We start from the raw sequence: 11,153 nt of genomic DNA on the forward strand, positions 1-11,153 counted from the left end.
CTGTCATTCCTCGAGTTGGATTTGGTTGCACAACCATCTTATGGAATGTACAGATGCTTTTCAATTTTTCCCCCTACATTTTGTCAAGCACTATGTTTGGTGTAGAGCCATTTTTAAAAACGAATTTGATTTTTGAAAATTCACCCTGAATATCCGCCTTTCTCTGCAATAATGTAAATTGTTCACTATATGGTACCGCTAGAGACTTTACTGCTGAAAGTTAAAGCCCCCCTCCATCCGGAAGAGAGCTTACCGATTAAAACACATCCCGTATATGAAAAAAACGATATCGCGTCCTCTCGGTCCACGCGTAACTGTCCTTGTAATCCCAGTAGCGATGCTGGCTCGCAACGGTGTGGGCATTCACAAGCGGCATTCCGCTGCGGTCGAACCCGACCACGATCGTATTGTGCTGCCACCTGCCGTCACCGTCCCAATCATAGCAGATCACATCCCCAATCATCAGCTGCTGGGGATCGAGCACCACCGTTGTACGTCCTGAAGCTTCGAGATAATATCGCAATGAATGTGCCACCGCCCAACTGTAACTCCAGTTCGCGGTTTTCCCTTGTCCACGGTACCACCAGCCACGATCCCTTCGCGAATGATACGCCATTGGCATTCCGCCTGCATAGAGACATTGCGACACATAGTTTGTGCAATCCACTTCAAATTGTTTGTACTGAGGATTGAATCCGTTCCACCAAAGCTCCGCATAGCGTTGAGCCTTTCTCCGGTCAAAACGGGCTTGGCGGACATTCGAATTCCCGTCCAACGGCCGAAAGTCCATTGCCTTTTTGATCAGACTGCGCTCTTCCTTTTCGCCGATCCGATCCAACCTTTCAATCTTCCACCTGCCTTCCGAATTTGTAAGAGTGACCCGGACCGGTTGCAGTCTTGCTTGGTGCTTCAGATCCTCTCCGTCTTTATAAATCCATGTCAACTGTTCCATCAGGTCGACTCGAACTTTCCCGTTGGTGGTGGGGGATGTCCGTAAAATCTTTAAATTGGTGCGGCTTTTTCTATAGTGAACGCCCCTGTCCATGGCAGAACGGCTCAGCGCTTTAATATCATCCAGACAAGAACGAACGGCGTCCGGCCGGATTGCCAGCTGTTCAAGTACTTCTCCATCCCCGGACAGCCACGCCCGATTTTTCGCATCAAAAAATTCCCTGATGGTTTGACGCCACTCTATGCTCACACAAGGGCCCTCCTTCAAAGCGATTACCACACCATATGCAGACCGCCCAGAAGGAGTGCGTAATACAAGATAGACAGGTGATCATTTGAGGAAAAATTATTTATCATTTTCTTACAGTGTGATATACTATTGTATGAAACGATGTTCCGCATGATGAAACTTTATTCATCCCTGGGGGGTGTGTGTCACGGATCAGGAAAAAGGGACTGTTCGGGCAGTAGAGAGGGCTCTTGATATCCTGCTTTGCTTTTCAGGAACCGAGATGGAATTGGGGCTGAGTGAAATAGCAAAGAGAGTGGGATTGCATAAAAGTACGGTACATCGCTTGTTAGCATCCCTTGAAACCAAAGGATTTATCCGTCGTCACCCACAAACCGATAAGTACCGCTTGGGATGGAGTGTACTTGAACTGGTCAGTAATGTCTACCAATCCGATGATCTGGCTTCGATTGTGGTTCCCGAAATGACACACCTTAGGGACGAAGTTGGAGAAACAATTTCGCTTTACATCCGGATCGGGAAAGAACGTATTCGAACACAAGCGGTGGAAAGCAATCAACCGGTTCGCAGGGTAGCCAATATCGGACAGAGGCTTCCCCTATATGTGGGTGCATCCGGTAAAGTCTTACTGGCTTGGTCAGATCCGCAATTGGTGCAGGAAGTGATCCAGGATCCGGCGTGGCCGCGAGATTTGTCCAAGAAAGAATTTAAAGCAGCGCTTGTCAAAACGCGTGAGAACGGGTATGCCATTTCCATTGAAGAACGTGAACCGGGTGCGGCTGCCGTTGCAGTACCGATTTTCGGACGTGACAAGCAAATTGTGGCAGCTTTATCCGTGTCGGGACCTGTTGACCGCTTCACTCCGGAAGCTGTGGAACGGTTCATTCCCGCTGCCCGAAATACGGCTCAACTGATCAGCAAGATGTTAACAAGGTAGCGAACGCATGGACCTTGCTTCCAATTGGGAAAGCTATGGTCCATAAATTGTGTTTGCACTCTACTGCCCAAAGGATTTTACATATTTTATTGAGGTGAATTGGCGTGAACAAAAAAACAGTGGTTGTAATGGAAGGCGATCAAACAGGACAAGAACTTTTGGAAGAATCCCTGCGGGTTTTGGATCCTTCAGTAATCGGCCTTGATATTGAATTGAAACGGTTTGATTTATCATTGGAAAATCGCCGCGCTACCCAAAATCAGGTAGTGCACGAAGCGGCAGCTGCCATGAAGGAATCCGGCTTCGGAATCAAAGCCGCAACCATTACCCCGGAAACACCGGGAGATGTAGGTTCACCTAACGCCATTTTGCGGAAAGGAATTGATGGAACGGTCATTATTCGTACTGGACGCCGAATTCCGGGAGTTAACCCGCTTCCTGGCATCCATGCTCCGATTTCCGTTGTGAGGATGGCGGTTGACGATGCATACGGAGCCAAGGAGTGGCGTGAAGGAGAAGGCCTTGATGAGATTGCGTACCGAACGGAGAAAATCACTCGTCGAGTGTGCCGTGGGGTCGCAGAGTTCTCTTTTATCCAGGCGCGGAAAATGAGAGCCAAAGTGTTTGGCGGTCCAAAATATACAGTATCTCCTGTTTATGAAGGCATGTTAAAAGAAGAAATGGATCGGGCGGCGGCAAAGAATAAAGACATTCGCTATGAGCCTCAACTGATTGACGCAACGTATGCATTGCTGTTAAACAGCTTCGGTGAACCCTTGGTCATTCCTGCGTTAAACCGCGACGGGGACTGTCTGTCCGATCTGGTACTGCAAATGTTCGGCTCCATTGCCGGATCCGAATCTCTCCTGATTTCGTTTGATGACGAATACAACCCGCAGACTGTGATGGCCGAAGCTCCACACGGAACTGCGCCATCGTTGTTTGGCAAAAACGTCGCAAACCCAATGGCCATGATTCTTGCAGGTGCCGCACTGCTCTCGTTCTTCCACGACGAGGAAGCGGAACGGGCATCCCGTGCGATCTATGAAAGTACTTTGGAAGCGATCGTCGAAGGATTCCGCACCGCTGATTTGGGAGGCGCCGCCGGAACACGTGAATTCACCGACGAAGTGATTCGACGCGTGAAGACCAAGATCGAAGTTTGGAGTACGCTGGCTTAACAAGATCAGGTTCATCAGAAAGAGGGTACCTCAGAAGAGAACCCTCTTTTTCGTTACCGCATGTTACCCCTTTTTGACAACTATTTATGCAGCCATACTGCGCCGGCGGAGTTATCTTTTGCTTCGCCTGCTACCTGGAACTTCAATCCGAAGTTCGGAATCTTGCGTCCTGCATCCGGAACCGCACTGTCCAGATAGGATTGACTGTCATCAAACTTGGTTACGCCGGCAAATCCGGGAGACTTGATATAGCCCCAAGAAGTGTGAGTGTAATCCCAAGCCGGAGCCTCATCATAGGAGAACGCAGCATCCGCAATTTGATAGCGGGTTGAATTGGCTACTGTGGTCTGCCCGTTCACATTGAAGTAGAGAATATTGTGAGCATGAGAATCCACAACTCCCAAGAATCCTTCACCCGGATGCACGCCTACCCAGTTGTCAAGGTAGCTGTCATCGCCATACCAAACAAGAAGACCGGTGTTGTATGTCGCACCGCGAGCATATTGCAGCGCTTTGTCAGCACCCGCATAGTTTCTCCACTCGAGGTAGTAATAGTGTTTTTTGTACTCAATACCGTTTGAAATTCCAAATCCGTCTAAGGTAAACTTCGCGTCACCTTCCGCGTCATCAGAGAACTTCACTTGTCCATCGACGGTTAATGCAGCGTTGTCCAATGCAAAGCCGTCAAGAGCTAAACCACCGTCTGTAATGTAGCTGAACTGCAGCTTCACTTTCTTGCCTGCAAATTCACTCAGATCATAAGATTTGTCAACCCACTGCCCTTTCGAGGACTCTGCACGAGTATCCCCGTCCGTATCCTCGTCACCGATCACATCGATCGTTTTCAGCTTTGCACCGCTCTCATCAACTACATCCACATATAGGTAATCATAATTGTACTCGATGTCATAGTAAGCTTTGTAGCTGAATACGGCGTTGGCTGCAGCGGTTAGATCGAATACGGGAGAAGTCATCACCGTATGCAGATCGTCCCCTTTCGTGCTGTAATAATATTTTTGGCCGAATTTCGCTTCAATCCCTTTCACCGGCTTGTCCGGCAGGTTCACTTTTACGATACCTGGATTTTTGGATTTCGTTACGCTCTGATCGATTACAAATCCAAGGCCTTTCGAATCAAGATCGGATTCATTCACTTCTGCAATGTTTGCCCAATTGCCGCCCATCGTTTTTTGGAAGAACTCTTTGTTCTGCGGGCTGAAGCTTGTCGGAGCAGTGCCGGCGATCTTACCTGCCCAGCTGCCGCCGCTCATAATCGACCATACGCCGACCGGTTCCCCGTTACCCGTGTAGAGTGTGTCATACTCATCCGGCAGCCCCAGGTCATGACCGAATTCATGAGCAAAGACCCCAACGGCTCCGTCTTCCGGTTGAATGGTGTAGTCGTAAGCCGCCATCTTGCCGCCCCAATAATCCACTTTGGCAGCAGTGTTCGGAACTGGAAACACCCGTCCAAGTGTCCAGCGGTGGGACCAAATCGCATCATCCCCCAGTCTCCCGCCGCCAGCTTCTTGACCGGTACCCGCATGGATAATCATCAGGTGATCCACCAGACCGTCGGGTTCGTTAAAATTGCCGTCTCCATCAAGGTCATACTGGTCGAATTCATCATAATCGGCCAGGTTAATCCCGCTGTTGGCAGCCGCAACCAATACATCTCTTACCAAATCCCGGGGACCTTTCGGTGCCAGATTGTCATGGCCACCGTTCGGATTGTCATCTCCGTATTCTTTGGCAGTTCCGGGAACGGTCAGCCAATCGGAAACCATTCCGTCGACAGTGTAGCTGCCTCCGGACTGCTCTTCATAATACTGCTTGAAGGTTTGGATTTTGGTTCCGTCAAACAAAGTGAACTCTTCATTGCCAAACATCAGCTTTTGATAATGTTCACGGTTAAAATCGTCCGCATACATATAGCCGGGACGCTGATCGATATTGTTATGTTTGAAATCGCTGAACTCGGCTAACAGTACAAGAACTTTATCCTTTCTTACAGGTCCGTTGTATGTAGCAGCCTTTGCTTCTTTAACGGGAATTCCTTTCTTTTCGATCAGCTTGTCGTGGTTTCCGCCGCCAATCTGTTCAAACTGTTTTTGAGTCCCTTGATAGTTCTTTATTTTCTTTTTTTGTTCCGATATGTACTTCTTCGCTTGCTTGTCCAGTTCACCGGGATGATGACCGACTGAAGCTGCCGGATTTTTCGGAGATTTTCCAGAGACATAGTCTTTGACCGCTTTTTTCACTTGTTCCGGGGAAGCGGCTGCGGGGATCATCCCACGCTCCTTCAACGCCTCTGCCAGACGCTCCTCAGGAATAATGTTCGGGTCAATCGGTGCCGACTCCAAAAGAGACTCAGCAGCCGACCGGTCGGTCTGTGCACTCGCCAAAGGAAATGTCAGCAGGGAGCCAGCCATTGTCACTGCGAGTACAGAAGACACAAATTTCTTTTTCATACATTTTCCCCCTTTTTGTTTGCCTTCTCTTAAACTATATAAAATCTTGTAAAGAAATGACAGATAAAAGTTTCGATCCATTTCGACAAGACAGAATATTTAATCAACGATTTTTTTAAATAATTTTTACTATATAATGGAATGGAGAAAATCAATCAGGATAAGGGGCTTGGATCAGATATGTGGTGGAAACGGCTTCTAAGAATTGTCATTGTTCTCGGCGGATTCTGGATGGTTTTCAACTTGTTCTTTTCAACCATTTACCCGATCGCAACCTATGTTCGGGAAGATGTGAAGGAGAAAGTGGCACAAAACGGAGGGAAGTACCTGTCCATTAAAGAAATCCCTATTGAATTCCAGCTTGCGGTCATCAGTACGGAAGATCGTCGTTTTTACAGTCACCCGGGTTTTGATTTGCGGGGAATTGGCAGGGCGCTTTATGTCAATCTGGAGCAAGGACCTTCTCAAGGAGGCAGCACCATTACCCAACAGTTGATTCGAAACACCATTCTGCGGCAGGAACGATCCGTTGAGCGAAAAGCGAAAGAGCTGGCTTTGGCTTTCGCACTTGAAACACAAATGAGTAAACGGGAAATCCTTGAACTTTACCTCAATGCAATTTATTTCGGCGACGGGGCATACGGCGCGGAACAAGCGGCACAAACCTATTTTGGCAAACCGTTGGCCGAATTGTCCTATCCGGAATGGACTCTTCTGGCAGGGCTCCCTAACGCCCCGTCTGCCTACAATCCATACGTTGCGTATGATCTCGCGAAGAAGCGGCAGCGGGAAGTCCTGATGAATCTTGTTGAAACCAAGCGTTTAACCGAAAAAGAAGCCCTCGACTATCTGGAGGCACCCCTTCATTTTGCAAAGTCGGGAGGTTAGGAGTAGACCGGCCCTGTTATTCGTGGGAGGCCGGGATGTGCCCACTCATTTTCCGCCTATCTTTCATACCCTGTAGAAAGAGGTGATGAGAATGCCCCGCATCGAAATACCCGCTTGGGTGAAAGAGTTCTGGGAGGAACTGACGACCCCTCCCGGCTTCCTGATTCCCCCGACATCCGGGAAACAACGAAAAAACCCAAGCGGTCAAAACAATTCAACGCCCAATTCCTCACAGCAGCGTTCAAGCCGAAAAAAAACGGTCTACGTAAACGAAGACCCTCCGGAACATGATGTGGATATTTCAAATAAAGACGTCAATCTTGTGTTGCGGGCCAAAGGGTTCTCCCCCAAGGTTTTGGAACAATACCCTTTTGAAATCATCCAGGCTGTGCCGGTGGGTTCCGTTATGCGTCTTCATACCTCTGATGGGACCTACGCACTGAAAAAACCCCCAATCACTCCGAAGCGAATTCAGTTTATGTCCCAGGCGTTGAATTTTGTTTCAAAAAACGGCTTTTCCGGATTTTCCAGGCTGGTGCCCAATAAACGAAAAAGCCCGTTCACACTGTTTGGCGAGCAGGTGTACTATGTCACCCAGTGGGTCACGGGACAGCCGGCAGATTTTTCAAATCTGGTTCATGTTGGGGAAGCAGCAACCGCCATTGCGCAATTTCACCGTGCTTCGCACGGTTTTGAATCCACGATTTACAATCCTTCCGGAGCATTCGGGATTGAAAGGGTTTTGCAATCACGTACCGACGAGTTCGACTTATTCCTCGCCAAGGCGCGAACGAAACGAAAACCGGATGCAGTCGACAGGTTTGTCCTTCGGCATGCTCCGATGTACAAAAAACAGGCGTTCCAGGCGGTAAAATATCTGGAGGATCCCCGATGCCGCAATTTTCTGAGTCAAGAAGAGGGAAATCCCGGCCTGTGTCACCTTGACATAATTGCGCAAAACCTCGTTTTTACCTCCAGGAATCAGATCTATCTGATCGATTTTGACCGGATGTCCTATGGACCTAGAATGCTCGACCTCGGACACCTGATTCGACGCAGCCTGCAAACAAACAATTGGCAGAGAGAATCAGCCCTGGTTGCACTTGTCCAGGCGAACAATGTGGAACCGCTTCGTCACGCCGAGTATCGGATTCTGCAGGCAATCCTTACTTTTCCTCAATCTTTTTGGCGCAGCTGCCACAACCACTATCTGAAACAAGCTAGCCCATATACATTGGCCCGGCTGGAGCAGTTATACGAACAAGAGCAAACCCGCCAACTTTTCCTGGAGGATTTCGGCCAGCATGTGGATCGGCACCGCGGCAGTTAACTTTTTTGATACGTTTCCTCCGACCTTACACGGATTCCGTTTTCCTCCAGCAGTGCTGCGGTGACCCCCCGCCCGGACTTCTTTTTGCCTGTGAAAGATCCGTCATAAATCATCGAAGAGCCGCAGGAGGGGCTTCGTTCTTTTAAAATTGCTTCTGCAGCGCCAACCAACTTGGCCACTCTCAGCGCTTCTTCGGCACCTTTCAGAAACTCAGACGTAACATCCTGACCGCCGTCGGTGATAACACGGGCCCTGCCTTCCAGCACGTCCTTCCCTTCCCCGCCAACAATCTGCGCGGGCGGCCTGGGTGTGGACAGACCCCCCATCTGTTCCGGACAAACTGGGATCGCCTCGCCCCGCTCGACCATAGATCTCAGTTCTTCTACAAGATTTGCATCTCCATCATAGCGGCAATGGCACCCAATCAGGCATGCGGATATAACAATCACTGTGATCACCTCGTCACTTCAATGGGATGTTTTTCCCCTGTTCCAGCTCCAAAAGCACAGTCTTTAGATCCGTTCTTGTCCCTGCGTATCCGACAAGGTCTCCATTCTTTCCGATAACCCGATGACACGGGATCAAAATGGGGAGCGGATTGGCCCGATTCGCCTGCCCGATTGCACGCGGTCCTTTCGGTTTGCCGACAGCTTTTGCAATATCCGCATAGCTTCTGACCTCGCCGTACGGAATCGAAAGAAGCTGCTGCCAAACTTTTTTTCTGAAGTCAGTTCCCTCAACTGACAGAGGCAAATCAAATGTACGCCTAGTTCCTTTAAAGTATTCATCCAGTTGTTGAACGGTGTTTCGGCACAATTCCGAATCCTGCGGGATATTCCCCAGTTCTGTTTGGTATTCTTGCCATTCCTCTTCGGTCAGTGCCACCTTCCGGACCCCTCGTTGATCTACCACGACGTAGATGGGACCAATCGGAGACGGAAACACGTCATATCCGATTCTTTCGTTTGCCACTGGTTCCACGGGACAACACCTCATCTTTCCCTCAGGGTCATACGTTTTTTGACGATTGGGTCGCTTTCCACATGATCTCTTCGCTTAAGGCTGCCACAAAAAAAGCCCCCCTGTATCCTTTATAGCACAGAGAGGGGGCTTGGTGTGTCTTGAATCTTGCCGACTAATTCGGCTCAACAGTCCGTTGAATTTCGTTTACCCATCGCATTTCGTACCGGACGTTCGGGTCCGACTCCGCCAAAAGTGCAGTTTTCACAGCCTGTTCGGCTTCCTTCCCGCCTATCCTTCCCAAAGCCCATGCGGCTGTTCCGCGAATCTCCGGCCTTTCATCCTGTAACAGTTCAATTAACTTTGGCACAGCCCGTTTGTCTTTGATGTTGCCTAACGCGATGATCGCGTTTCTTTTCATCACAGTAAGACCTCGCCAAGCGGCAGCCGTTTTTCCAAAAATGCGTTTAAATTCCCGGTTGCTCATCTCGAGCAGCTCCAACAGATCCGGGTATGAAAGATTCTGATCAGGCAGGAATCCTTCATGTGTTCCGGCAGCTGTATTTTTATTTGACGGGCACACTGCTTGACAGGTGTCACATCCCCAAATGCGGGTACCAAATTTGGTGCGGAATTCTTCCGGAACAAATCCTTTCATCTGCGTGATATAGGATAAACATTTACTCGAATCGGTAGTAAACGGATCGACCAGTGCCCCCGTCGGACAAGCACGAATACACAAATCGCAATCTCCGCAGAGAGAGGTCGGTCCGGGAGGACCAGGCTCAATCGCCACGTCCGTCACCAACTGCCCCAGAAACACCCATGAACCGTATTTTTCCGTGATGATCGAACAGTGCTTGCCGAACCATCCGATTCCGGCACGGCGGGCGACCGAACGATCCACCATCGGCCCCGTGTCCACTGAGGAATGAAATGCAATTTTCCTGCCGACCCGGTTTGCGATCTCAGCAGCCAGAGCATTCAATTTATCCCGTAAAACATGATGATAATCAAGACCCCAAGCATACTTGGACAACGCCCCGCGAATACCCCTCGGTCGTTTCAGAGCACCATGCTGTTCGGTATGATAGGCCATAGCAATCGCCACAATCGATTTGGCTCCCGGCACAAGTGCTCCGGGATCAATCCGTTCTTCAATCACCGGATGCTCAAATCCTGATTCGTAGCCTTTTTCCCGATACATTCGAAGAGTCTCCCTAATATCGTGAAACGGTTCAGCCGTTGTAGTGCCGATCATGTCGATCCCGAGACGTTCCCGAATCTCTTCCATGTCCTGGCGGGTCAATTCCCACTGTGCGGTCTGTACTGCTGCTGTCGTTTCCATGCGCCCACCTCCCTTACTAACATAAAGAAAACTTGGCATTCGCCAAGTCTTTGACTTTGGTGAATGCCTAGTTGCGCTTATACTTGTTACCTCTGAAACTTATAATTTCTTACAGGTGGAACGAAAGACCGACGAGCCAATTGGCTTATGCCGGACTTTCTCTACTTCGGAGCAGCTGCCCGGGCCAACTCGTCACAGCGCTCATTCCAATAGTCTCCGGAATGTCCTTTTACCTTGATCCACTCCACATCATGAATGCGGATCAGGCGGAGCAGCTCCTGCCAGAGTTCTTTGTTGGCTACGGGCTCTTTTTTTGAATTGACCCAGCCGTTTTTTTCCCATCCGACGTACCACTTTTCCTTAAAACAGTTAATCAGATAGGCGGAGTCGCTGTGCAATTTGACTTTGCAAGGTTCTTTCAGCCGCTTTAACGCTTCGATCGGGGCGGTCAGCTCCATCTTGTTGTTGGTGGTTACTTTCTCCCCGCCGGAAATTTCTTTCGTGACGTCTCCATAAATCAAGACGGCTCCCCATCCGCCCGGCCCCGGATTGCCTGAACAGGCACCGTCCGTATAAATGATCACTTCTTTCATTCGAGAACTCCTCTCCAATCCTTCTTATCACACATTATACCCGAATTGCGGCTTGTGGGATCTCTTACACGTTATTGTGCAGAAGCACCCAGAATGTCAACCCCAACGCCATCACTGCGATTGCATAAGTAACATACGCCCCTGCCTTGATATTCCTTGATCTCATCCAGCGGCCAAAATTAATGGTATAAATGAATACACCTACGGGGAGCAGCATTTGCACAAGAAGCGCAATCCATTTCAT

11 protein-coding genes are annotated in these 11,153 nt (G+C 49.4%); 4 read left to right on the forward strand and 7 right to left on the reverse strand.

What is annotated here, in order from left to right:
• Positions 1-256: 256 nt before the first annotated feature.
• Positions 257-1,201 (reverse strand): amidase domain-containing protein, encoded by a 945-nt coding sequence (locus ACFO8Q_RS09570; RefSeq protein WP_380025549.1) that lies wholly within the window; start codon positions 1,199-1,201, stop codon positions 257-259.
• Positions 1,202-1,379: 178 nt separating this feature from the next.
• Between ACFO8Q_RS09570 and ACFO8Q_RS09575 the strand changes: the two genes are divergently transcribed.
• Entirely contained in the window at positions 1,380-2,138 is a 759-nt protein-coding gene (locus ACFO8Q_RS09575) for an IclR family transcriptional regulator (RefSeq protein ID WP_380025550.1), read from the forward strand.
• Between the two features lie 104 nt (positions 2,139-2,242).
• The gene (locus ACFO8Q_RS09580) at positions 2,243-3,319 is read left to right on the forward strand and encodes an isocitrate/isopropylmalate family dehydrogenase (RefSeq protein ID WP_380025551.1); all 1,077 of its coding nucleotides are present in this window, start codon (positions 2,243-2,245) and stop codon (positions 3,317-3,319) included.
• An 80-nt stretch (positions 3,320-3,399) separates the two neighbouring features.
• Here the strand turns inward: ACFO8Q_RS09580 and ACFO8Q_RS09585 are convergent, their stop codons facing one another.
• A complete protein-coding gene (locus tag ACFO8Q_RS09585) occupies positions 3,400-5,790 on the reverse strand; it encodes an immune inhibitor A domain-containing protein (RefSeq protein WP_380025552.1) in 2,391 nt (796 codons plus the stop codon).
• Positions 5,791-5,970: 180 nt separating this feature from the next.
• On the opposite strand from ACFO8Q_RS09585, the gene ACFO8Q_RS09590 reads away from it, so the two are divergent.
• A complete protein-coding gene (locus ACFO8Q_RS09590) occupies positions 5,971-6,678 on the forward strand; it encodes a transglycosylase domain-containing protein (protein WP_380025553.1) in 708 nt (235 codons plus the stop codon).
• Positions 6,679-6,769: 91 nt separating this feature from the next.
• Complete coding sequence (locus tag ACFO8Q_RS09595) at positions 6,770-8,008, forward strand: CotS family spore coat protein (protein WP_380025554.1); 1,239 nt, start codon at positions 6,770-6,772, stop codon at positions 8,006-8,008.
• On the opposite strand, the gene ACFO8Q_RS09600 is transcribed toward ACFO8Q_RS09595, so the two are convergent.
• The 5 genes from ACFO8Q_RS09600 to ACFO8Q_RS09620 form a co-directional block, all read right to left on the reverse strand.
• Positions 8,005-8,457: a 2-thiouracil desulfurase family protein gene (locus tag ACFO8Q_RS09600; RefSeq protein WP_380025555.1), complete on the reverse strand. Its 453-nt coding sequence runs from the start codon at positions 8,455-8,457 to the stop codon at positions 8,005-8,007. The two genes, ACFO8Q_RS09595 and ACFO8Q_RS09600, sit on opposite strands and share 4 nt — an antisense overlap.
• 13 nt (positions 8,458-8,470) lie before the next feature.
• Positions 8,471-8,989 carry a methylated-DNA--[protein]-cysteine S-methyltransferase gene (locus ACFO8Q_RS09605; RefSeq protein ID WP_380025556.1) on the reverse strand — a complete coding sequence of 173 codons (519 nt, stop codon included), beginning with the start codon at positions 8,987-8,989 and terminating at the stop codon, positions 8,471-8,473.
• A gap of 154 nt (positions 8,990-9,143) precedes the next feature.
• Positions 9,144-10,316, reverse strand: a complete 1,173-nt coding sequence (gene queG, locus ACFO8Q_RS09610; RefSeq protein WP_380025557.1) for a tRNA epoxyqueuosine(34) reductase QueG — start codon at positions 10,314-10,316, stop codon at positions 9,144-9,146.
• Between the two features lie 161 nt (positions 10,317-10,477).
• Positions 10,478-10,909, reverse strand: a complete 432-nt coding sequence (gene rnhA / locus ACFO8Q_RS09615; RefSeq protein WP_380025558.1) for a ribonuclease HI — start codon at positions 10,907-10,909, stop codon at positions 10,478-10,480.
• 64 nt (positions 10,910-10,973) lie between these two features.
• Positions 10,974-11,153: a hypothetical protein gene (locus ACFO8Q_RS09620; RefSeq protein WP_380025559.1), complete on the reverse strand. Its 180-nt coding sequence runs from the start codon at positions 11,151-11,153 to the stop codon at positions 10,974-10,976.

The sequence above is a fragment of the Effusibacillus consociatus genome (assembly GCF_042652925.1).
Lineage (GTDB): Bacteria > Bacillota > Bacilli > Tumebacillales > Effusibacillaceae > Effusibacillus > Effusibacillus consociatus.

Coding starts and splice junctions, on each gene's coding strand:
- ACFO8Q_RS09620 (WP_380025559.1), bottom strand. CDS start 11,153: ATGAAATGGATTGCGCTTCTTGTGCAAATGCTGCTCCCCGTAGGTGTA.
- ACFO8Q_RS09585 (WP_380025552.1), bottom strand. CDS start 5,790: ATGAAAAAGAAATTTGTGTCTTCTGTACTCGCAGTGACAATGGCTGGC.
- ACFO8Q_RS09590 (WP_380025553.1), top strand. CDS start 5,971: ATGTGGTGGAAACGGCTTCTAAGAATTGTCATTGTTCTCGGCGGATTC.
- queG (WP_380025557.1), bottom strand. CDS start 10,316: ATGGAAACGACAGCAGCAGTACAGACCGCACAGTGGGAATTGACCCGC.
- rnhA (WP_380025558.1), bottom strand. CDS start 10,909: ATGAAAGAAGTGATCATTTATACGGACGGTGCCTGTTCAGGCAATCCG.
- ACFO8Q_RS09595 (WP_380025554.1), top strand. CDS start 6,770: ATGCCCCGCATCGAAATACCCGCTTGGGTGAAAGAGTTCTGGGAGGAA.